Origin of the sequence: Acinetobacter johnsonii (assembly GCF_048551975.1) — a bacterium.
GTDB lineage: Bacteria > Pseudomonadota > Gammaproteobacteria > Pseudomonadales > Moraxellaceae > Acinetobacter > Acinetobacter johnsonii_A.
Window position 1 is genome coordinate 1 of the sequence record NZ_JBIMCF010000029.1, and the last position, 23,455, is coordinate 23,455.

The 23,455-nt window shown below is 40.3% G+C and carries 13 protein-coding genes and 2 pseudogenes; 3 read left to right on the forward strand and 12 right to left on the reverse strand.

The features are described 5' to 3' along the window. The first annotated feature begins 178 nt into the window (after window positions 1-178). Window positions 179-1,110, forward strand: a pseudogene (locus ACG9ZB_RS14940) (IS5 family transposase). A 148-nt stretch (window positions 1,111-1,258) separates the two neighbouring features. Here the strand turns inward: ACG9ZB_RS14940 and ACG9ZB_RS14945 are convergent. From ACG9ZB_RS14945 to ACG9ZB_RS14960, 4 genes are read right to left on the reverse strand one after another with little or no spacing between them, the layout of a single operon-like run. After that, entirely contained in the window at window positions 1,259-3,379 is a 2,121-nt protein-coding gene (locus ACG9ZB_RS14945) for an ATP-binding cassette domain-containing protein (RefSeq protein WP_236163086.1), read from the reverse strand. A gap of 1 nt (window position 3,380) precedes the next feature. After that, window positions 3,381-4,463 carry a HesA/MoeB/ThiF family protein gene (locus ACG9ZB_RS14950; protein WP_058952667.1) on the reverse strand — a complete coding sequence of 361 codons (1,083 nt, stop codon included), beginning with the start codon at window positions 4,461-4,463 and terminating at the stop codon, window positions 3,381-3,383. After that, window positions 4,447-5,595, reverse strand: coding sequence for a ThiF family adenylyltransferase (locus tag ACG9ZB_RS14955; RefSeq protein ID WP_039048207.1), 1,149 nt, complete (start codon window positions 5,593-5,595; stop codon window positions 4,447-4,449). The genes ACG9ZB_RS14950 and ACG9ZB_RS14955 overlap by 17 nt, the downstream gene beginning before the upstream one ends. Window positions 5,596-5,653: 58 nt before the next feature. Next, the gene (locus ACG9ZB_RS14960) at window positions 5,654-5,854 is read right to left on the reverse strand and encodes a hypothetical protein (RefSeq protein ID WP_039048208.1); all 201 of its coding nucleotides are present in this window, start codon (window positions 5,852-5,854) and stop codon (window positions 5,654-5,656) included. A 341-nt stretch (window positions 5,855-6,195) separates the two neighbouring features. Between ACG9ZB_RS14960 and ACG9ZB_RS14965 the strand changes: the two are divergent. Beyond that, window positions 6,196-6,430, forward strand: a pseudogene (locus tag ACG9ZB_RS14965) (hypothetical protein); the annotation flags it as partial. Window positions 6,431-6,555: 125 nt separating this feature from the next. Here the strand turns inward: ACG9ZB_RS14965 and brxL are convergent. From brxL to ACG9ZB_RS15005, 8 genes are read right to left on the reverse strand one after another with little or no spacing between them, the layout of a single operon-like run. Then, a complete protein-coding gene (gene brxL, locus ACG9ZB_RS14970; RefSeq protein ID WP_419326556.1) occupies window positions 6,556-8,595 on the reverse strand; it encodes a protease Lon-related BREX system protein BrxL in 2,040 nt (679 codons plus the stop codon). Window positions 8,596-8,624: 29 nt separating this feature from the next. Beyond that, complete coding sequence (pglZ, locus tag ACG9ZB_RS14975; protein WP_419326558.1) at window positions 8,625-11,249, reverse strand: BREX-1 system phosphatase PglZ type A; 2,625 nt, start codon at window positions 11,247-11,249, stop codon at window positions 8,625-8,627. Next, the gene (locus tag ACG9ZB_RS14980; protein WP_169025141.1) at window positions 11,246-13,186 is read right to left on the reverse strand and encodes a DUF262 domain-containing protein; all 1,941 of its coding nucleotides are present in this window, start codon (window positions 13,184-13,186) and stop codon (window positions 11,246-11,248) included. Before ACG9ZB_RS14980 ends, pglZ begins: the two co-directional genes overlap by 4 nt. 2 nt (window positions 13,187-13,188) lie before the next feature. Beyond that, window positions 13,189-16,716 carry a BREX-1 system adenine-specific DNA-methyltransferase PglX gene (gene pglX, locus ACG9ZB_RS14985; protein ID WP_419326560.1) on the reverse strand — a complete coding sequence of 1,176 codons (3,528 nt, stop codon included), beginning with the start codon at window positions 16,714-16,716 and terminating at the stop codon, window positions 13,189-13,191. Window positions 16,717-16,762: 46 nt separating this feature from the next. Then, the gene (gene brxC / locus ACG9ZB_RS14990) at window positions 16,763-20,443 is read right to left on the reverse strand and encodes a BREX system P-loop protein BrxC (protein ID WP_419326561.1); all 3,681 of its coding nucleotides are present in this window, start codon (window positions 20,441-20,443) and stop codon (window positions 16,763-16,765) included. A 41-nt stretch (window positions 20,444-20,484) separates the two neighbouring features. After that, entirely contained in the window at window positions 20,485-21,060 is a 576-nt protein-coding gene (locus ACG9ZB_RS14995) for a DUF1788 domain-containing protein (protein ID WP_111281984.1), read from the reverse strand. 16 nt (window positions 21,061-21,076) lie between these two features. Then, window positions 21,077-21,688 carry a DUF1819 family protein gene (locus ACG9ZB_RS15000; RefSeq protein ID WP_348929458.1) on the reverse strand — a complete coding sequence of 204 codons (612 nt, stop codon included), beginning with the start codon at window positions 21,686-21,688 and terminating at the stop codon, window positions 21,077-21,079. 10 nt (window positions 21,689-21,698) lie between these two features. Beyond that, window positions 21,699-22,565: a helix-turn-helix transcriptional regulator gene (locus tag ACG9ZB_RS15005; RefSeq protein WP_159138904.1), complete on the reverse strand. Its 867-nt coding sequence runs from the start codon at window positions 22,563-22,565 to the stop codon at window positions 21,699-21,701. Between the two features lie 208 nt (window positions 22,566-22,773). Between ACG9ZB_RS15005 and ACG9ZB_RS15010 the strand changes: the two genes are divergently transcribed. Further along, window positions 22,774-23,103 (forward strand): DUF4236 domain-containing protein, encoded by a 330-nt coding sequence (locus ACG9ZB_RS15010; protein WP_058952660.1) that lies wholly within the window; start codon window positions 22,774-22,776, stop codon window positions 23,101-23,103. The last annotated feature ends 352 nt before the right edge of the window (window positions 23,104-23,455 follow it).

Here is a 23,455-nt window from a genome sequence, read left to right on the forward strand (position 1 = left end):
TAAATCTTTAATACTAAAGTTACATGTTATTTATGATTAAAAATCATTTAAATGATACATAATTTCATGAACTTTCAGATTGTAACTTTAGGGTATAGTCTAATACAACTATTTTGATATTCATTCCCAATGAATAGCCACCGATTTTGAAGGGCTTATTCCACAATATAATTTCCAGATGAACAAGCCTGCACCTAAAATTTATCGTACCACCAATTGGTCTTCTTATAATCGAGCATTAATAAATCGAGGAAATATTTCAATTTGGTTTGACACTAAGACTCAATGGTATGCGCAGCCAAAAGGCAAGTATGGACGAAATCAAACTTATTCCGACACAGCCATCCAATGCTGTCTAATGATTAAATCTTTATTTCGCCTTTCTTTACGTATGGTCACAGGTTTTGTTCAAAGTCTGATTAAGCTCTGTGGATTAAATTGGACAGCACCAGATTACAGTACGCTTTGCAGAAGACAAAAACATATTGATATTACGATTAGTTATCAAAAAAGCAGTGGTGGGCTCAACTTGCTGGTGGACTCTACCGGTCTAAAGTTTTTAGGTGAAGGTGAATGGAAAAGGAAGAAACATCAGCCTGAATATCGTCGTCAATGGCGTAAATTACATATTGGTATAGATGCTAAAACTCTCTAAATACGTGCAGTTCAGCTTACAACTAACAATGTAAGTGATTCCAGGTACTTGGTGATTTACTCGATCAAATTTCCTTAGATGAGCAGATTGACTCTGTTTATACGGATGGCGCTTATGACACCAAACAATGTCGTCAGGTCATTGCAGATCGGCAAGCGCATGCGGTAATTCCTCCAAGAAAAAATGCGAAACCTTGGAAAGATACAAAGGTCAGCTCGCTAGAACGAAATGAATTACTTCGTACTGTTAAACGGTTTGGCAGAATACTATGGAAAAAATGGTCAGGCTATCATCGCCGAAGTTTGGTGGAAACCAAGAAGCACTGCATCAAATTATTAGGCGATAAACTCAGTGCAAGGAACTTTAATAGCCAAGTCAATGAGATCCATGCACGTGTAGCCGTGTTAAATAAATTTACCGAGTTAGGTCAACCACATACCCAAGTTATGCCTTAAATTTGAGTAGATATGGGCAATCTTAATTTTTACATCTTTGTGCAACAAAGCCTTTCAGATATCTCCGATTTGATTTTACTATCTTATTATTTTTTATACAGTAAATGTCAACAGACCCCAAGCATGTTATAAAAATAAAATTTTAAAACTATATCAAATTTTGTTTTAAAATTTTTCCTCCATTTATTCCTGCCGCAACACCCATAACAACCTTATAATCTGCATATTTTATAACCTCTGGTCTATGTTCAATGAGAATAACTGCCTCAAACATCTTAGTTTTTTGATAAATAAAACTTGCAACTTTACTAGCTGTTTCAGGGTCCAGTCCTGCAGTGGGTTCATCAATAATTAAAATTTTTTTACTTGCTCTTTGTTTTGATAAACTTTCACAAAGCTTTATGCGGCGTAATTCCCCACCTGAAAGTGTTTGTGTTTTCCTTTGCAACTGAAGATGAGATAAGCCTAAAGATACAAGTGTATCAAGTATATTTTTAATACGTTCATCATGAAAAAATGTCAATAAATCACTTATTTCTATTTTATAAACATCAATAATATTCTTTCCATGCACTTGTATTAAAACATTTTCATTGAATTTATCAAATAAGTCACCCTCACATGTAGGACATGTTAAATATAGATCTTGTTCATATCCTCTTTCATATTTAACTACACCTATACCTTGACATTGTTTACAACCGCCATTTTGTGTTGGGGAAAAATAACTTACATCTAATCCAGTCATTTTTGAAAAATATTCTGCAATTAATGTATTTATTTGTATACTAGATGACAAAATAGAGCGACTACTATAATTTGCCATTTTTTGGCTAACATAAATTACATCTGCTTGTTCAAAGATAGCTTTCGCTAATGACGATTTCCCCGAACCAGATACGCCTGTAAAAACAGTGAGACATTTTCTAGGAATACTTACACTTTGCTTTATTACATTGTTTTTACTTAAATCTATAAATTCAATGAAACCTTGTGGCCTATTCCTTTTAGAAATATCAAAGAATGGTTGAATAATCTCATCAGGACAAATTTTTCCTCCATCAATCCCTGCTTTATAACCAATATGAATTTTATAATCTGCATGATCAATAAAAAATTGTGCATGTTCAACTAAAACTAACGTATTATTTTTGACAATATTTTTCATCTTTTCCCAAATTTTATGAAAATCATTTTCATTAATTTGAGATGAAATTTCATCAATTACGATCAATACTCCAGATATATTTGAATGTAATAATTTACTAAATTTTAATTTTTGTAATTCACCACCTGATAGACTTGGAATTGAACGTGCAAGATTAAGGTAGCCTAAGCCCATTTCACACATAGAATCTAACACTTTTACCAAAACAGTATCATCTTTTATTTCTTTTTTTAACATCAACACTAATTCATCAATAGGCATCAATAAAAAATCTGGCATAGTCGTATTAAAAATACTAATAGTTTGATGAGTTTCTATATTAATCCTCGCTCCATTACAGGCTGAACAAATGACTTTCTTTGCATATTTATCTACAGCTTTTATATTTTTATTTTCTTTTATATAGAGCATTACACCTTTATAAATCCCTTTCCTTGCTTTGGACTTACCACGATGTTTAAATCTAAATTGTAATTTTTCATTACTGCTACCATACAGAACTTTTTGTTTATCTTTATCTGATAAATATTTGAATGGAGTATAAATATCTATTTGTTCTTGTTCACAATATGCTAACAATAATTGATTATAGTAGTCTGCTAAATCACCATTTCGCCAACAAGAAAAAGGTTTTTGGTTAAGACCTAACTCTTGATTAACAATATAATCTTCCGAAAATTCAACTTTTTCACCTAACCCAAGACAATATTTGCATTCATTGCCGATTTTATTGATTTTTAATAAGTCAAAATTTGGAATAGCAACAGGTGATTTTACTTTTATTGTAGATAAAATTTGAGGAATATTAAGATAAGAATACAGTGTAGAACGTGGATTATTATTTGTGTTCTTTTGAGATATTGCAACAGCAGGGATTAGCCCTTCATAACACTGGATAACATACTCACTACTTTCAGAAAATCCACGTTCTAAAGCATCAAATTCATCATGACATAATTGGTAGAGAGAAGAAAAAGCTAATGAGCTTTTTCCTGCTCCAGACCTTCCATATATCACGGTTATTTTATTTAATGGAATTTTTATATCAATATTTTTTAAATTATGAGTTGATATACCATTTAATAAAATTCCATTTTTCATATTAAACTTTACACCATTCACAATTTGGATTTCTTGGAATATCAATAATATTTAACTGATGTTGAACCATATTAAACTCTATTCGTCTATTAACTTGTTGCAACAATTCATTTTTACCAATCAATACTTTAAAGGCATCAAGTGATGCTAAACTTGCTGCAATACCTGACAATGGTGAAAATGATCCTAATTTACGATTCTCTCGATGAAGCTTTCTCACATTTTTTAGTTCAACATTATTTAGCTCATTTAAAGCATTACCAAAGCATTTAAAGCATGCAGTTTCAAATGGAATAATAGTTTGACCTATCAGTGTAAGATGTAAATTATAACCACCACCTACAATATGTGGTATTTTGTATTTCATAGCATATTCAGCAATGATTCTACTAGTGATATCCACATTAGGTTCATCAGCACAATTAATAATTAAATCAATTGGTTTTGCAATTTTAATTCGTTCAAAAAAATTCTGTTGTAAATGTTCAGTAATAATTTCAACATTCAAATCAGAATGCATCATTTCAAGCTGTTTTTTAAGTTTTTCACCCTTTTCTTGCCCAATATCTGATTCAAAATAATATTGACGATGTAAATTACTAATATCTACATTGTCAGCATCAACAAGAATAAAGTTTTTTACACCTGATTTTGTTAAATAACTTGCGATTAGGCTTCCTACTGCACCAAGTCCAATAATCATTACCGTAGCATTTTTTAATTTCTCAATCGCTTTTAAAACTTCATGACTTGAATGGAAATAATCTTCAAGAGTATTCACCAAGCGATAATGATGCTGAACAATATCAAGGGGATATGCAATATCCTGTTGGATTAATATATATTTCTCACGCAAAAATTGAGCTAAGGAAGTGAGCTGCTCTATAGATATGCCCTGATATTTTTCAGCTATTTGCTGAATACTCGTTACTCCATCGAAATTTTCGAGTAACTCAACAATACCCTGAAATTGCATTTTTAAGGATACACTAGAGCGAGTATTTGAGTTAAAAAACTCGACTATATTCTCTTGAACCACAATCCCTACACTTTGACGTAAACGTAAATTAGTGGTTACAGACATGACATTGTTCCTGTTTTTGCATTTCAAATTCGGTTAACGCACCATTATTTGGTAAATATTCGTACCGAATCGTTTTATAATCATAAGTAGAATCTTCTGCCAAAAATTGTAAAATCTTTAAACAACTTAAGTGTGCAGAAAATCCATTCATCATTATTAACCCACCTGCCCCACCTATTTGATAAGATTTTGATATGTCAGATGATATACTTACAGTTTCTTTTAGATGAACAATATTCTTGATTTGAGCCGTAGTACTGTATATTGGTTTCCAATCACCTAAGGCTTTAGTAAATGTCTGTTGTGTACAATCAATACATGGTGTGTACGGTGGATAAATTAATTCTCCAGAACTCATTAAATGAGCATCAAAACCCCCTGCTACATATAAAGGAATATTTCTGATTTGTGCATAGCGACCAACTTTAACTGAGGTATGTCCAATGTAAGGCTCATCACAACTATTAATAATTAAGTTAGTATCATCTGTAATCCATTTTGATAAATCAGTCTGTGGTAATAAACATTCTTGATATGTATCAATTGTTACAGTTGAATCAATAGTTTTAAGGTAATTTTTAAGAACTTCTACTTTAGCTAAACCAATATCATTTAATCGTGTGAATAAATGTCGGTCTATACTTGATTTTGTTACTAGCTTATAATCAACCAATACAAATTTAGAAATACCTGCTCTTACTAAATTTTCTGCGATAGCAGCCCCTACAGCTCCACAACCTAAAATAACAACTTTCTTTAACGCAAGTAATTTTTGTGTATCCCTTCCGCGTCTATCCAGTATCATGTCATCAAAATAAGCTATTTGTCTTGAGAAACGAGGATCTAACTCATCGTATTCCATAACATCAATAATCAAATGTTTTTCTTGTAAAAAAGTTATTAATTTTAATGCATCATCTTCATTAAAATCACCTAGATTTTTTAAAATTAAATCTACAGTTTTTATACCATCAAGTAATGCTAAAAACTCAGCAACTGCACGCCCTACAATTAACTCAACTTTATCACGCGTAGTCATTTTATGAAATGTTAGAAATACTTTTCTAGAATCTTCCATTTCTGAAATGTAAATATCAACAGTATCTTGAAGTTTATAAATTTTATTAAGCATAAAAAATCCAAAAGCTACCTCTTGTTTAACGAAGTAGCTTTATTTTATCTATAAAAAATTAATACTGTAAAACACCGGCATTAATTTCTAAATAATTGTCCCAAGCCTGCATTGATGAATCTTGATTCGTGTTTGCATTACTTTGTCGAGTACATGTACGAGTACAACAATCACTTCTGCTACCAGAACAAGCATTTGAATAACATGCAGCATTTACCTTGCTGACAACTTCAAAAGATAAGTCTAAATCTAAACTCATTACACAACTCCATCAGGCTAAAATTAGAAAAATATTTTCAAACTACAATATATTAAATAATATCAAAGCAATAAGTATACTCCTAAAGTTTAAAAGTGGCCTGATTTCGATATAATAAATAGATGGAAAAATTCTTAAAAATTGTAACATATTGATTATGTAAATAAAATTAGAAAAAGAAAAAGTTATTTTTAATAAAGTTAAACAGCTAGATTAGTGAACCGTACCGGGTTTGTCGGAGACTTTTTATTTAAGTTAGGCCACCTGACCTAACGGGTTAATCTTATCATTGTACATTGCTTCAAACTCAAAAGGCGATACATTGTCAACGGCATTCTAAAATTGACCCCTTTTACCTTACAAATGGCAAAGTAAAATTGACCCCTGAAATCAGAGAAAGAGCGGTTCAATTATTGATTGAATCCGAAAAAGATTATCCATCGAATTGGGCAGCAGTTTCCGCAATTGCTCCTAAAATTGGCTGTACTCCTGAAACACTACGTGTTTGGTATCAAAAATATTTAGATCAACAAAATCCTGTCAAAGTACAAGATATCTGATCAAGAAAAAATGAAGGGTAATCCCCCCTAAAAATACTAGCTCTTTAAAAGAGGCAGTATTATGCTTTTACAACATGGTATTTAAACTTGAGAAACTGAATTTAAAACAATCTACTGTAACTCTTCCAGACAGATATGAAATTAATCCACCCCTAGCCCCTTAAACACAGCATCCACCGGATCTGCATAGAAACTGGTCTGGAACTTGGTAAACAGTTCCACAGGAATCGTAGGGATATCTGCCGCACTACTCATTGGCAAAGCAACCTTCTTGGCACCAGCATCAAAAGCAACTTGCAGACATTCGGCAATACTTTCCACCGGAGTCACAGAGCCACCCAAGCTCATATCACCCAGTACCACCATCTGACTTTGTACCGATCGTCCTAACAGGCCAGAAGCGAAAGCCACTAAACTTGGTAAGGCAAGATGGCTGAGCGGCCCGGTATTCTGTAATTCAACCACATGTAAGTGGAAGTCATGTTCCAGCACCTTACTGCCACCCGATATTCTGGATGCATTGGCCTTGAAGTAGTCAAATGCGATCTTGACCTGCTCCTTGGCACTGCTTGAATTCCATAAGCCTGATGTCGCCAATTTTCCAGAACCTTTGGTCACTTGAAGTTCTAAGCGGTATAACCCCGGCATGCCTTTATTACTGAGCCCAATGGTATACAAAAAACCTGGCTTGGCTGGACCTTCGGGAATCAGTCTGCCACCACCCTGCTCTTTGACTGAGACAAAATGTTCTTCTAAGGTATCATTATCGATGTAGCTGAAATGAACATCATAGAATTCCATACCACCAATTTTCTTCAGCTGTTCTTTGACCCGACGGCGCACCTGCAGTGCATATTCCAGGCATTGCCGTACATCTTCTTTGTTAAATTGACCATGTGGGTAGAGCAGCTTCATCAATCCAGAAACCGTCTTGCGAACGGCGATCACATCACGCTGATTCAGGTTATTCCCTAGCTTGAAGTACTTCTCAATGGCATCCGCAAAACTACGCTTACGCATTTCCCGGAAGAATTCAGCCAGATAATCAACAATCAGGCCATAACGGTTGGTAAAGAATTCCGGGCGCATTTTCGGAATTTCCCAACCTGGGATATAGGCATGAAAGCGATCAAAGAATGCTGAATCGATCATAGCTTCAGGAAACGGAGCCAATAAGTGGCTAGTCTTCACCAAGGATTCAACACTTTGGTTAATATTACCCACAAAAACCATCGAAGCTGAGGCTTCCATCTGTTCACGACCACGGGCAAAAGATCCTGAGGCCATATAGTCTTTCATGATCTGAACGCCATCTTTGTCCTTAAAGGAAATACCGGCAACTTCATCAAAGGCCACCACATCCCACAACCCCACCAGACCAATACGGCGGCTACTCATGTTATAGAACAGATTAGCGACAGTGGTTTGCCCACCTGAAACTAGAATACTATTCGGTGAACACTCTTTGTAAATATGGCTTTTCCCGGTACCGCGTGGTCCAAGTTCACAGACGTTATAGTTATTTTCAACAAACGGAACCATACGCGCTAATAGGTGCCATTGCACATCCTCTTTTAGCGAAGCCGGTTCCATGCCGATCGAACGGATTAAACTCTCGCGCCACTGATCAGTGCTTAATGCTGCTCTGCCACTGAAAAGTTCATCCATATTCATATTCGGCATTTGAATCGGCTTGAGTAAGCTCACGCCAAATGGAGAACTAGTCTGTCCTTCTTCAAAATAATAACTGAGCGTAGCAATGACCCAGATACCACCAACAAGTAATTTTTCATACTCTTTGACGATGCCTGCCGAGATTTCGGCATCTTTGATGCCCAGATTACTAAATGATGCTTCGTATTTGTCCTTACGCTCATTCAGCTTTACGGTCACCCGATCAATGACCTTATAACTGCCCCGTTCACGGACCAGGGATTTCACCTTCTCAGCTTCATCCGGTCGGACGTAGTTCTCAGCCAGTACGGTCTTTACGTTACGTAATCCCTGTTCAATGATCTCTGGATCATCCGAGGCACAGTACATCCCTAGCAGGTATTCGAGTACATAGACAGGGACATTGGCCCCTTCTTTGATCAGTTTAGTCAGATCCTTACGTACCACCCGCCCGGCAAAGTGTTCATTCAGCAGCTGATCCAGTTCTTTATCGTTAGCAGATTCCATGTAGGCTACGCTCTATCGTTAATTCGTTATCAGAAGAAGTCATCGGTAAATGCCAGATCAATGGTGACCTTATAGCGCTGCATTTCGATATTCAGGTCTTTGTCCTTCAGTACCAGGAAGTAATCTTTCTTACGGTCAAAATCAGTGCCAGACAGTGACAGCCTGACCTGTTTAACTCGATCGGCAACAGAGTCGGTACTGCTATCAAAGGTCAAGGTTTCTTCACTGGAAACTTTGACATCCCCATCATAAATGGCAATCGACAGGGTTACTGGCATGACCAGCTCACTGACAGCTTCAGTTTGCATCAAATCAAACTTCTGGATGTTATTGACCATTTTCAGCGTGGATTTGGTAGAAATGACCTCAACTTTACGCTTGGTCCGCTGTCCAGCCTTTTCACCACGCAGCTGTTTTACCGTTAGTACAGGCACCACAATTTCCTGAGGCATAATGCCGCCATGCACGAAACGTGAGCCTCCTACAAAATGGAAACGGTTCGCCCCTTTTGGAATCCAGAAATCAGTCGCAGATCGTGTGCCTGCCGTAGCTTGGGTTGAGCCTTTCCATGCTTCCTTGCTCTCTGGTAAACCATGCCCAATCACATAGCGTTTCTTGCTCTTCAATGCATTGGTCGGTTTTTCAGTCAAACTTGAACGATCCGCAGATTCCAGTTTACTTTGCTGGAACAAGAAGCCATGGTCGGCTGTAATCAATAGGGTAGAAATATTGAAGTGCATTAAAATTTTACGGCTGAGTTCGGTCAGTTCCTCAATAGCATGTTCCACAGCCATAAAGGTTTCTGATTCTGTAGAGGCACTGTCTCCCCGAGCATCAATGACGTTGTGATAAACGTAAACCAGCTCATGGTCTTTCAGCGCTTCACGGCCTTCATCACGCGACCAGCCTTTTACCGTTTCAGCGGTAACCGCCAATCCGTTATAGGCTGCAAGAATTTTGGATCGTGCTGCAGTCCCTTTGCTGGACTGTCCATCCACCCATACATCATCACCTGTAGCCTCTTTGTACTCCAAAGTCTGATGCGGCAACAACGAGGCCATGCCAAGTGTGGTGTAACTTGGGACAACGCCCAGCTGTGAAGACAAAGTTGCTTCAGAATAACGTTTTTCATTAATTCGATCACGCAGCTCTACCGCAGCTTCATAGCGGAAAGCATCACTGATAATTACCACAATACGGCGTTTCGTTGCAGAACTGAGCAAGGGGCTGACATGGGTATGGTAGAAATTTTGCTGATTTGGGATATCTGCCACTTTCCAGACATTCAAGCGTTGCTCAGCTTCAACCCGCTCGCCCCAGTTGCGTGCCAAGTGGTCAATAAACCAGTAGGAATAGCAATTTTCCACTTCTTCATCGAGTTTCTTCAGGATATCGACATGAGCGCGTTGAGAAGCAGCACTGTAGTGGCGATAGGCCATATCAAAGCGATACAAATCCTGCTCGTAGGCTTTATACAATGCTTCGCTGGAGTCGAAATAGAAACCGGCATCAAACTGCAGTCGCAGACTGAACAGCTCAATCGCTGCCTGCAACGCTGTATAGACGGTACGGTATTTACGGCGGGTTGCATCGTCCTTATGTTTGGAAGCCCAATAGCCATCCAGACGGGTAGAAATAATCGTTCTGAAATGTTCCAGTTCAGCTTTGGTTGCTGCAGGGATCTGGCTGGCCAGATCGACAATGATCTTTTGTTCAATTACTTCAAAGGTCATGACATCGAGCAGCTGCTCCAGATCAAAAGCCCCGACCTTTTCTTGGATCCGCAGTGCATTGGCCACGGTCTGAGAGAGTGTATCGAAGGTTGGGTAGTATTTAGAACTGTCTCTCCAGCGTGATAAGAAGGCTCTAGCCGTCGCACGTGAACTGACAGATGACATCACCAGTTCTTGAGCCCATAGCGGTATATCGCCCAGGCTTTCACAGAAACCTGTGCTCATCAAACGGATAAAGAACGTACCGAGCTTGAATGGTGCTTCCCCATTCAACTCTTCAACCGATGCTGGATAACCAATTTCCGCCTGTAATGCTGTGACTAAAGCTGGCACTAGTTGGAACTTTTCCAGTTCAGCAAAGGAGTCTGGATTCACTTCCAAATCCAGATTCTGCTGGACCATTTCATCTGCCAGTACCAGAACGATATGCATGAGTTCGGCACTGTCAGCCTTGACCACAGCCGCAATCATGGCCATATCTAGATCCTGTGCATCTGCATCAGACTGGATATAGCGTTTTAAGGTGCTCAGACGGGCTTTGGCTTTGAGGAACTCTTCACGTTTGGCCAGATGTTCTCTTAAACTTTGTTGTTGTAAACCGAGCTCATTGAAAATAATCGAGAAACGATCGGCATAGAAGCTGCGTGAATACAGCTTGATGTCCAGTAACCAGTCTTTTTCGGTTTCAGGCTCTGGGCTTGGAAAATACAGCAGGTATTTGCCCTGCTGGTCTTGTAGTTCCAGTTTGAGCTTGATGGCCAAACTAGACTCATCTGCCATATTCAGAATATGAACATCATTCAGCTTTAATGCGTGTACTTCTTCAGTAAAAGACTGCTCAGCATCGTACCAGAAGACAATACGGTGATTTTCAGTGTAGAAAGCCTGTTCCAGACCCTTATGTAGCTGATCCAGATTCATGCAGTCACCTCTTTTTCTGCCACTACAACAGGAAATGGGATGCTATCAACATGAAGTAGCTTTTCTTTAAAATCTTGATCACCTAACGTGATTTCCCAGCGCTCCTCCATGAACTTTAATAGAGTTAAACCTCTCTCTTTAATTTCTTTAGGTGTCCAATCTTGTTTTGTATTTACTTCATTTTCAGATACTGATCCATTGTAATATCCGACCCCATCATCATCGTTTTTCTTTAACGGGAACGCGACATTTTGCAATGATGAATTTTTAGCACGGGATAAAGGAAGTAGATTTCCTAAGGAATGAGTTAAATATCGTCGTTTTTGCTCATCTAAGTGAGAATAATGCTTCAACCAATATGGATCATCTGGCGTTTGTGGAAAAATATGTTCTAGGGTTACACAATCCTTTTGGCTAGATTTAACTACATCCCAAGATAATTTATTTGTTGATTGTTTACCTTTCTCTCTAAGCCATTGTTCATGTTCGTAGAGAAAATAACGAACACCATCCCAATGATAGAATCCATCTCGATCAAGCTCATATTTTTCATCAATATAGGCTAAAAATTTCTGTGGATCATAATAGTGGCTGATTAATTTTTTAATCGTTTCTATTACCGATTCAATTGTTATGGAACTTGTCAACAAATCTCTCGACATAGCAAAAAGTTCGGTATCACCTGTATTTGAACGACGCTGACTTAAATTAAATAAAGTAAAGTTATATCTCTCTGCTACTTGCAACAACTCGACAATTCTCACTGGATCTTGCTTTGAAACAAATGCAGAAAGAATTAGAGGTTTAAAAGAACGGAAACTTAAACGTTCCAATCGATCTAACCAGCTTCGTTGTAAATCGGTCAGATTATCAGATTGATCAAAGGAAGGATTATGAATGTAAAACCAATAAATAATTGATTGTTGTAGACTTTTTACATATTCAGAAATCTCTTCGATTTTTAAAGCATCTTCTGCAGTTTTAGGATGCGTGATGTTACGCGCATTAAATTTTTCATTAAGCAAGAAATTAATGTAATCATCACCTTTTCTTCGCGTGTACTTAAAATACATTGTCCAATGATTACGAAGAAAAAGATTATCACTTAATGGAACATCTGAATTTTTTCCTAAATATTCATACATGGTTTTCCAAGCATCGTTGATATTGGATCTCAGCTTGTCTTTACCCGTATTGTCTTTAAAAAGTGTTGATAAATAAATCAGTCTATTCTTTAGTAGCTCTAGACTAGAAAGAGGCCTACCACGATTGTTCATCGTTTCAAAGGTGACAAATACATCTATCTCGTCATTAATCACATAAAGATTGAACTTAAATTTTTGAGTTAATTTTTTATATAGTGCAGTTTTATCTTCTAGTGATAAGACAGCCAACCGTTCTTTAAAAAACTCTTTTGCATTTTTCAAATTACGAGTGTAAAGGGTTTCTTGTTGCTGATAGGTGTGTGAATACATCCCAAAAATCTGAGTTCTTAAGAATTCATCACTTGGATTATCTTTTTCATAGCCAAAAATATAACTTTCCCGGATATTGTCATCCGCTTTTAATAAAATAAATTTTTGTTTAATTTTATCAACTTTTTGTGATGCAATTAACTCACCAGCTGGTATTGATTCAATAATTGCCTGAATCAGTACCATTGATGTAGTCAAACGTTGCTGTCCATCCACCACATAAAACGGCTTATAATCCAAATCTTCTATAAGCCATTGATCATTTGTCCATTTAGACCAGATCTTCTCAGGCACAGGCTCAAGTGTAATAACACCTGTATAATGTATTCTTTCAGGATCAAGCTGTAGTAAATCTTCCCAATAATCTTCCAATTGGGTCGTAGTCCAGGCATAGCCCCGTTGATAGTCAGGAATTCGTAAAATCCGTTCTTTAAAAATACTATTTAGACTTTGTAATTCCATGATTATTCCCCACTACCCCCAGTAATCGCTTTAACTTCAGCCAGCAAGTCGCCAAACTTGCCATAGTTCACTTTCACCCCATCATCCAGATCTAACGTAATACGCTGATCGGCATAATGGCGCAGTTTTTCTTCAAAGCTACTCAGTTCAGCCTGTTGCTTATGTAAATCTTGCAGTTTTTTCTCAATACGTTTGATTTCAGCCGCAGAGTCACTGCTTTCTTTTGCTGTTTCCAGAGAATTAGCATAAGCAGCCATTTTGGAAATCAGTGGCATCACGTATTCGGTACGCATACGTGCCAAGGTACTTTCGTTATAGCGGTGCAAGTACACCAACGCCTGGAAAGCCCCCTGTTTACCACTGCTGAATAACCAGTAGATTGGACGCTTTTTATAGGTCTGCATATGGTCTTTATAGAACTTACTGGCGAGGTAACGGCGAATGGTATCTTCAGCTGTTTCACTTGCTTTTTTATCTAAGCTTTCTGCCAGCCACTGCATATTGGCATCCAGTGTGTCTTTCCCCCAAACCGCAGTTAAGAACTCTTGGATACGGTGGGTTGCGTCATCTTCAAACCAGTGCATTTCGGTCAATGGAATAATACCGTCAGCATCGGCTGGGAATGTTTGATAACGGCTGGCATCAAAGTCTTGATTGCCTGCATGGGCATAGATCAAACCTGGTTCGTCCAAGCTATAACGCCCCATCATGCAACCAAGTGCATAAGACACTAAACGCTGGCTGTCTTTCTCACGGTCGGCACGGGTGAGGGTAATTTGCTCGTCCGGTACGTCTGGCGTCAGTTCATCCTGCAAACCGTAAGCGTCAATAAATAGCTTGTTGTTTTCTTCTTCCAGACGTTTCATTTCAGCCACGGCGTCAGCATTTTGCTGTTGCCATGTGTTAAAGGCTTGTTCTAGGTTTGGCTGCCCCGTACGAATAATTGGGTTTTGAGTAAAGTCCCAGGAAGTTTCATAAGAATCCCAGTCTATTTTAGCAATGTCTATAGGCTTTTGAAAATTACTATTAACCGACTCAAATGCTTTTTCCAAAATTGGTAGTTTTTGGATATCTCCCACTTGATAGTTTAGGGTAGGATTCAATACCTGTAAGAATCTTTCAACAAGCTTTGAACATAAAAAAGCCTGTAACTTGGTTATATCTAATCGTGGAAAAATCATAGATCCACCGACATCAAATATAAATCCACCATATACTCGCCTAGCGCTAAAACCATAACTAGAAATCAACCCATAGGTTATTCCCTCTCTAAAATAAAAGTTTTTGGCTCGTACAGGCGCACCACTATAATCTAAGGGAAGATTCGAATAATCATGAATTGCAAGACCGTTATCTTCCCAATTCACAAGAAACTCATTGTTCCCATACCATTTTCTAAAACCACCACCTTTATTGTAAGGAAACCACTTTTTAGCAGAACAATATGCTTGTTCTAAATCAGTATTACCAAAACCTACCTTCAGAATACTAACTTCCTGCCATGCCCTTAAAAAAAGATTATTGTTGCAAGTAGCTAATCCCTGCTTAATTGAAGATATATCTTTCAATTCAACGGATTCAGTGAAAACTTTTCTATCTGTTTCAGTAAGCCAATAAGCAATAGGACTACCAGGAATCTTCTTAAAGTCATCTTGAATCGTTGAATCAAAGCGATTTAGTCCTGCTTTTAATTCATTTTCTTTTTGATTCTGCTCTGTATCCACAAGTCGAAAAAATACAGGTTTAAATCCATTTAAGTGTGTACCTTGCATCACAAATGCAGTCGCTTGTACAACTTCACCCGAAATTTCAGGAAATGCTCGTGCACCTAAATGTGCCATGGTTTGAATCGTACGATCTTGTAATAACTTTTCACGCATCGCTTCGTAAGAGGATAAAAACATCCAGCTTTGCATGGTCACCATGCTGTTAAAGCCTCTGTCCTTACACCAGTTAAAACCACGTTCAATAAACATGGCAAACAGGTCTGACTTGCTGTCTGGAAATTTCTTTTTGGCAAAATCTTTAAGTGCTGGATTCATCCCCTTACCGCCCATATACGGCGGGTTAGCGATCACGGCATCATATTGTTTAGCGAGTAATTTGGCTTGTTGAACTAAAGGCAATAACTCTTGCGCTGACTGTTGCGCAAAAATATCCCCTGACTCTAATGCTGTATTCAGCTTGGTTTCTAAATCAGGCAGCTTTTTAGCGAATGTTGGTGGTACCTGAATTAAAGAACCAAAGGTCGAGGCATGTTCAAATAATTCTAGCAATTCTTTTAAATCCGCCTGCGCAATACCAGTGTTTGCCAAATCCTGGCTCAATGCGTCTAAACGTTCAGGTTGGCTATCTTGCAACGCAATAATATTCAGCTTTGGTGGGTTGCTAAATAAACGGCGGTCGTCCTCACGCGCTTTCATCAGCAGTGCAAAACTGGCGAGCTGTGCCGCACGGGTATCAATATCAATGCCGTACAAGTTGTTTTCCAGAATCAAACGTGGAATATCGCGGCTGCGGTAACCACGTTCTAAGTAAATCGCTTTCAGGCAATCATAGGCTTCCACCAAAATATGTCCCGAACCACAGGCAGGATCCAGTACCGTAATGCTTTCAGGGTTTAAAGTATCGCCATCTTCACTAATCCGGACATCTATCAGCTGTTTTAACTGGGCATTGACTTCATCGGTCTGTTCCGCTGGCTGAATATAGTATTCCCACTCACTGGCCAGGGTACTTTCTGGCTGAGCCATCATCCATAGACGACCCACACTGTTCTGCACCAAATACTTCACAATCCAGTTTGGGGTGAAGAGTTGGGTCGCTGCAGGAATGTCTTCACTTTTGACGACTTTACCAATCACCTGATCTTTCTTTTCAGAAATATAGAACTGATACAGCCAGCCAATAATTTGTACATCAGCCCAATCTTCTTCCGGAATGCTGCTGACCAGGTCACGAATCAAGGAGTCGGTTTTGGTCAAATTGTCAGGTAATAACAGTTCTGACTCATCAGAAACCTGTTCGAACAGGAGTGGCATGACCTGATTCAACGCATGACACTGAGCCAGTAACAGCTCACGGTACAGCTCTTCGTCTTTATTGCCATCCAGCTTGAGTTCAGCCACACGGCTGGCATCTAAACCCGGTAGGTCAATATCCAGACATTCTTCCAGAATCTGTGGCAAGCCTGCACTACCATCTGCACTACTCAGTACACGGCGACCATGATCCAGTAAGCCTTTGCATTCCATGTAACGAATCGCACAGAGACGGTTAAACCAACTGTAAGCGATATAATCAACCGTCTGCTCAAAACTGCTGGTTTGAATGCGCTTGATCAGCTTGTCACGTGGTTTCATGACTGATAGCGGAAAAACCTGATCGCCAATCAGCAGCAAGTCGCCTTTCTGTTCTGCCGGTAAAATGCTGTCTGCGGTGATGCCGTATTTGGCGGCCTGCTTGCGCATCGCTGCGATAAAATCGTTACGTGCTTGCGGTGCGTATTTTTTAATATTACTGGTATTCATCTTTAAACCTTTAATTAATGACTGATGCCGATATCCCTAACCCAAGTTAGCGGATACGCACACGCTTTTTATCACTCACAATTTTTTTCAATTTAGCTTTGAGTGCGTCTACAAACTGATCCACTGATTCTTCTGTTTCCAGATAGACACTGCTGGAGGTTTTGCTGTAAATGCTGGCGACATCGACTTCGACTACCGGTTTCGGTGGCACTACGGCTGTCACAGGCTGTACCGTACTCGCAGCAGGTGTTGATGTTGCTGGGCTGGAGATGGTTGCAGTGGTGGTTACACTCTCTGCTTTGCTCTGAGCCAGTTGTGCCGCTTTGGCCTGACGCTGGATTTCCGCCTGAACGTCTTGCTCTAGCTCATACAAGGCTTCATCAAAACGCTCCACAGCGGTTTGCGTTTGCAACATATAGATGGTGGACAGGCTAGTTTCCACTTCAATATCCGTTTTCAGCAATTGCAGTGGGCGTAATAGCTTGTTACTCAATTCAGCGGTAGCGATACCACTGTTTTTAATCTCGGCTTCCAGCTGCTTGATTTTGTCATCAATGTGTTCTATCGCCTGATTGCGCTTCTCAGTCAGCAATTGCTCATTGACGCTTTCCACTGTACGAACTAAATCAGCGACTTTATTTAACAGGCCATAAGGCGATTCGAGGGTGGCAATACGATGTAATTCAGAGAGGGCTTTTTTTGCCACATCATCACTGCCCAGCGCCTGTTTGTTTTTCTCAAAATGACGTAAGGCCTGTTGCAGTTGCTGCCAGCTCGGCATCTGGTTGCTGAAGAACTCATGAATATCACGATAATCTTCTTCCAGATCCAGATAGTCGTCCTTGTTCTCGACCACGGCCTTAAAGAAATCAAAGCTGTCGCTATTTGCCAGCAGACGTTCCAAAGTCAGAATCGACTTTTCAATCACTTTCTTGCCCGGGAACTGCCCAACATCAGTTTTACTCTTATACGACTTAAAGTTGGCTAACCAGTTTTTAAAATGCTGCAAATAGAATTCAAACAGCTCTTTTTCTGTCGCTGGTCCCATAGCCGAGAATAGGTCTTGGGTGAGTTGGCGTGCCTGTTTCAACACCTGATCATCAGTCTGGCGTTTTTTAATGATCGACACATCACGGCGACGACGGCTGTTTTGTAAAGGCTCAAAGGCATCTTTTAACTGTAAGCTGCCGCCATTTAACTGTAGTGAAATCCGCCCCATCGCAGCCAGCTGACCCACCAATAGTAAAATCTCGGCATCTGGCCAGCCATAAGGACGTTTGGCAAAACGATCCACCACATCTGACACCAGAATACGTTCTGTACCTGTTGCCCGTAGCGCAATGTACTGTTCCACTTCTTGTAGGGCTTTCGGGTTCGTCTGCCCGCCATCCAGAGACAATCCGAGTTGCGCCATATCATCCACAGTCAAGACGGCGTTCAGTTCACGCCAGGCATCCTGCTGATAGACTTGCAGATAGCTCAGTTTGGTATAAGTGTTTTCCAGCAGATAACGACAAGCCTCATCCAGCTTGGTGGTTGGACTTGAAGATGAAAGTTGTAAATGTTGACCCAAGGCATAACTTTCCGCGTCCAGCAACATTTCTTCGATCCGGACACGCAGACGTTTTTTACGCTCCTGATTCTCACGGCCACGGTCTGCCAGAATACGGGTGATATCGGACTGAGTGCCATCATCATTTAAGCGGATGAATTTATTGGTTTTCAGCCAGGTGCGCAGTTCATTAAAGAACTGTTTATCGTCTGCCAGTTTAAACAGCACTTGTCCTTCAGCCTGAGTACTTTTACCAATACAGTAAGCTTCAGTGTAGAGGTTGTATTCCGTATCCAGTGGAGAAATGATTTCAACTTTCAAATCGCTCTCATACTTGCCATCCAGGCTATGACCATCCAGAAAACGTCCAATCTGATAGTCCATCTTGTTGGCTTGATGGCGGTATTTGTTCTGATCGCGCAGTAAATCTTTAAAGATTAGATTGGCTAATTCTTTATTTTCTTCTGAAGCCGCTAAGTCTGTGGCTTTAATTTTACGGGTGATATCGCGTTCTTCATTGGTCAGGAACAGGAACTCATCACCATTCCTAGTAATCAGGCTCTCTTTTTCCAGACGCTGCAGGCTCTCTTCAATCCGCTTGCGCAATGCCAGCTTATCTTCATCAATTTTCTCAATCGACAAAGTCACCAGGTTATCCAAGGTACCTTTGATGATATCGACATAGCGGATCATGAACAGGGTACGCAGCATCTGCACATCAAAACCATCCAGGGTTTTATTTTGCCCTGCCTGGTCGATGGTACGCTTCACTGCTGTATCCAGAAATCCTTCGACTGAAGTATAGAAGCGGTGGAAAGGAACCAGGGCACCGACTTCATCTGTAGCAATCGCATTCGCGGCCATCTGGAAGGCATCTAGCATGGACCGTTCACCATAGGCCAGGTGTGCACCGGTCGCACCGACCTTACGAATTTCTTCAAAAACTTTCTGCACCAGCTGGAAATGGTACGGCGCAAAAGGATAGTTATGGATAAAGCTGTCTGGACCCTCATAGTTCTTGAGGGTTGGGCCTGAACGGTCAAAGGTAATCTGGTTTTTTAAGATATCGCCCTTTTGCTCAAACACCGATCTGAGCAATGCTTCAGCTTCTGGGGTTTTACGTAATAAACGTTTCTGGATGACTTCATCGGTATTTGAACTGGACAGCGATAAACGGGTTTTAAAACGTCCAGCAATCTTGGAGAAGTCATTGGCTTTGGAAGAAGACATCTCACCTAAAACAGCATCGATGTCTGCCTGTGAGGTGACGATAATCCAAGCGCGGCCTTTACAGATCGTACCCAAGTTTTCAGTAATGGTTTGCAATGTCAGCATCAAGCGGGTATCACTGCCAATAAACTGCCCCACTTCATCGACCAAGAACAACATGCGTTGCTGGGGTCCTTTGCTGTCTAGGTATTCTTTCACCCACTGACAGAAGTTTTCGACCGAAACACTAAAGGTCTGCTCAGAATCCTCAAACCATTTATGCGCAGCTTCAGCAGATAAGTTGAGGGCTTGGGAAATTGCGGTTTCGACATCATCCTGATAGAACTGATAGCCGTCACGCTCCTCTAGCCAGGACATGCCGCTGGATTCCTCAAACGCCTGTTTAAAGCGTTCATACACACCTTTCTGGCTCAGGTGACGTTCCATATGGGCAATATGTGGATGGTCAGCACTAAAACCCTGATACTCGTTAAACACACGTAAAAACACATTCAGAATCGGATTGCCATCATCATTGGAGCTGGCTTTACTGTCGATGTTAAATAGGATGACATCGGCATGATGGCTGACGGCCTTGCCAATATCGGCACGGATAAACGCATCACGAATTTTAGTTTCATCAAAAAATTCTGCAGCACTGCGTTCGTTAGCTTCCACATCGCGTGCCACTTTATTGGCCAGAATATACGACAAGGTCTTCAGGAAATGTGATTTACCTGAACCAAAGAAGCCTGAAATCCATACGCCGACACGGTTGGCAATCGAAGGATCGCTCAGGTCTGTGCCATAAGACTGGAAAAAGTCCCGAAAATGCTTTTCCAGTTCATTGGTGACCACATACTCATCGAGTTCCTGATAAACCGTAGTATTGTCATTCTGGTCTGCTTTTACGACCCCGTTAATCGCACGATCTAATGGCTTATAAAAAAGTTCTTTAATGTTCATCTCAATCCATTCCCCCGAATTCTTATTTCTATTTGCCGTGTTTAAGGCACTAATCTGAATGCTCTGTAGTAATTATTGCTTGGAATTTTTCCAAATAAACTCATCGCTTGACCGTCGTAATAACCGGGGTAAAACAGCACCACTGGCTTATGCCCCAGTAACGAATGTAAACTGTTCAATAAGTGATGGGCACGTAACAGTGGCCAAACCGACCCTACCCCAGTCATCAACACAATATCTTGTGCATTGGTAGCATATTTACTCACCAGATAGGGCGCGAACTTATCCATATGCAGTGGGCCTTTCAGCGCTTTGAGCAGCGCCTCATCGCCTTTGGCTTTTTGCATTTGAATGGCTTTATCGATGAAGTTACGCTCAGCCAGATAATCCACCACGGCTTGCAGCAGGTTGATATTCACCACCTTCAGCTGACTGTGTTTTTTCTCCAGCATCCCGTCTAGAAAATGCAGATATTCGCGCACTTTCAACTCATCTTCAGGTGCATAATCAAAAATCCAGAAGCCAATTTCATTGCCCAATCCTTGACCGGTGAGAAACTCGGTGGAAAGTATTCGCTCTGGAATCTGATTTAGACGCTCATGTATTTTTTGATTCATTGCTGCCCCTCTACAACTACCACGTCCATAGCGACACTTCCATAGATCTTTTAATGCGTTGTTTATAATGTTCTTCCAACAGGCTACGCAGCTCTGCTCTGACGATCACACGCTGCAACTCCAGCTTACGGGTACTTTTTAAGTAACCGGCTTCTGCCAGCATGCGAAATACCACCTGCCCCATTTTTTTCTTGCTGGACTCTTTCCAATCACAGATATCAAGATCGCGTTGTGAACGCTCCTCCAAAAAATCTGACCAAATATAGCTATCCAGGTATTGAGCCTGGGAGATATAGGCCTCTCTCATCACTGTTTCCATAAACTCAAGCAGCAACAGGTTGCGTTCAAGTGCCCCACAAAAAGCCACCTGAGTCGCCAGCTCATCATCCCCATCACGTAGTGCTCTCCAGAAATCAGGCTCTAAGCGCTCCAGACGCTTACGAATAGCGGTGGCATTGCGTTGAGCTGAAGCAGGCGTTCTTTTTTGCAGAATATTGTCAATCTGAATGGCCTGATGCCATTGTTCTGGAGTCGCTTCTCGTAATAACAGATCCGCGATCAGCCGGCTTTCACGCACCATCAGGGAACCACCAATCAGGTCACTGTCATAATGAAATTGTTCTAACATGGCCAATCTCCTATGAGGCCTGATCAAACAGGTAAGACGACAGCTTTTCGATATCTGAGCGTTGTAGTACCAAGGGATATTTCAAGGCATCATCCGCCTCAGCCAGCGTGATCGCGGCCTGATATCGCTGCAAAGTATAGTGAGCCAGGGCTTTTTTCACCGGAATCTGTAATCTGCCATCAGGCATGCCGAAGTCTTTTTCGACCAGCGCTTGTTGTGATGAGTTCAATTTTGGATTAGGGATCAGCGTCAGTACAATTTCTTCATGCCATTGCTGATCCTGAGCAGGGTCTACTGACTCAATCGCCACCACAACAGGTGTGCGATCAATTCTGGAGAGTAAAAAGTCCTTAAACTGCTTGCTCTGATGGCAATAGGCACGGACATGCCAGCGAAAACCGGTATACACCAGGGTGTGTGGGGAAATGATGCGTTCATGCCACTGCGGATTCTGCATCGAGGCATAAATCATTTTTAAAGTGTTTTGGTTTCGGCAGGCACGCAAAACTTCCCGAATCACTTCAGGACGTACACTGCGATCAGGTAATTGAACTGCTGCAAGATTCGGTTCTGGTGTCGCAATCAGGGTATGCGATTCACTAACCAAACCTGACAGCATATTAAGATATTCATTGATGTGCGCTGTAGTCAGTACAGGCTGGAAGCTGGCCTTAGGCACATAACCCTTGACGGAGGGGTCATGAATCAAGGCATCTGGGTTATACAGCGTATTGTAACGCTTGATATCCGCAGAAGCCTGCTGTCGACTGAGCCCAAACCAGCTCATTAAACGATTGGTAACCAAACGACCTTCCCAGTAAGCAAGCAGCTCGATCGCTCGCATTCGTAGCAGGACTTCATGCTTATCTGTCGTCATATACCAATCAGTCAAAAAATAGTAGTTTTAAGATTACCCTACAGCAAATATACAGTAAACATTTTTGACGGTATTTAAAGGTAGTATTGCAATCACCAGATAAAAAATATACTAATATCGTGATGATAGCTGTCAAAGTAAGATCTCTAGCAGATCATGGATCCTGGTGTAGAGCGTAAATTGAGCTAAATTTTAGAATGAGAGCAATATGGGTTTTAGATTTCGTAAAAGTATTAAATTATTCCCGGGTTTTAAAATTAATCTGACCCATAAAGGCATCAGCAGTGCCAGCATTGGCAAACCTGGTGCTTCTCTAAATATTGGGAAAAAAGGTACGCGAACCAGTGTCGGTATTCCAGGTACGGGACTATCTTACTCTAAACACCAGCCTTACTCTAAAAAGACCCGTGTTCCACAACCGACATCGCTAGAACACACGGAATATAATCCTCAGAATTTAGAACAACCGAACACAAAGATCTGGCCTTGGATTATTTTTGGAATATTGTGTTTTATGGTGGGTGCCGTCATTTTTTAGCAAGAACAGCATTGTATTTTGATCAAAAAAAAATGCCCACATGGATGAATGGGCAAACTAAGGAATTAATATCCTTCAGAAACTCCAGCGCAATTCTCGCTACTTTCAGTAAGCGACTCTGGCTCAATCATGAGGGTCTGACTCAATCGAATCGAGGTAAATCGATCCATCACAATTGGAGCAAAAATTATGCTTGAATACATTCTTGGATGATGCTGAAAAGTCTTTGAGCTTTAATCAATAAATAAGAGTATTCATGTCTACCCTCAACTTTACTTATTTTCAGATAGCAACCAATCGAGAGCACTCATTTTTATAATACCATTATAATTCGCTTCAGTCCCTATCGTGT

Coding starts and splice junctions, on each gene's coding strand:
- ACG9ZB_RS14980 (WP_169025141.1), bottom strand. CDS start 13,186: ATGGAATTACAAAGTCTAAATAGTATTTTTAAAGAACGGATTTTACGA.
- ACG9ZB_RS14955 (WP_039048207.1), bottom strand. CDS start 5,595: ATGCTTAATAAAATTTATAAACTTCAAGATACTGTTGATATTTACATT.
- pglZ (WP_419326558.1), bottom strand. CDS start 11,249: ATGAATCTGGATCAGCTACATAAGGGTCTGGAACAGGCTTTCTACACT.
- ACG9ZB_RS15010 (WP_058952660.1), top strand. CDS start 22,774: ATGGGTTTTAGATTTCGTAAAAGTATTAAATTATTCCCGGGTTTTAAA.
- ACG9ZB_RS15000 (WP_348929458.1), bottom strand. CDS start 21,688: ATGTTAGAACAATTTCATTATGACAGTGACCTGATTGGTGGTTCCCTG.
- ACG9ZB_RS14995 (WP_111281984.1), bottom strand. CDS start 21,060: ATGAATCAAAAAATACATGAGCGTCTAAATCAGATTCCAGAGCGAATA.
- ACG9ZB_RS15005 (WP_159138904.1), bottom strand. CDS start 22,565: ATGACGACAGATAAGCATGAAGTCCTGCTACGAATGCGAGCGATCGAG.
- ACG9ZB_RS14960 (WP_039048208.1), bottom strand. CDS start 5,854: ATGAGTTTAGATTTAGACTTATCTTTTGAAGTTGTCAGCAAGGTAAAT.
- ACG9ZB_RS14945 (WP_236163086.1), bottom strand. CDS start 3,379: ATGAAAAATGGAATTTTATTAAATGGTATATCAACTCATAATTTAAAA.
- brxC (WP_419326561.1), bottom strand. CDS start 20,443: ATGAACATTAAAGAACTTTTTTATAAGCCATTAGATCGTGCGATTAAC.
- ACG9ZB_RS14950 (WP_058952667.1), bottom strand. CDS start 4,463: ATGTCTGTAACCACTAATTTACGTTTACGTCAAAGTGTAGGGATTGTG.
- brxL (WP_419326556.1), bottom strand. CDS start 8,595: ATGGAATCTGCTAACGATAAAGAACTGGATCAGCTGCTGAATGAACAC.
- pglX (WP_419326560.1), bottom strand. CDS start 16,716: ATGAATACCAGTAATATTAAAAAATACGCACCGCAAGCACGTAACGAT.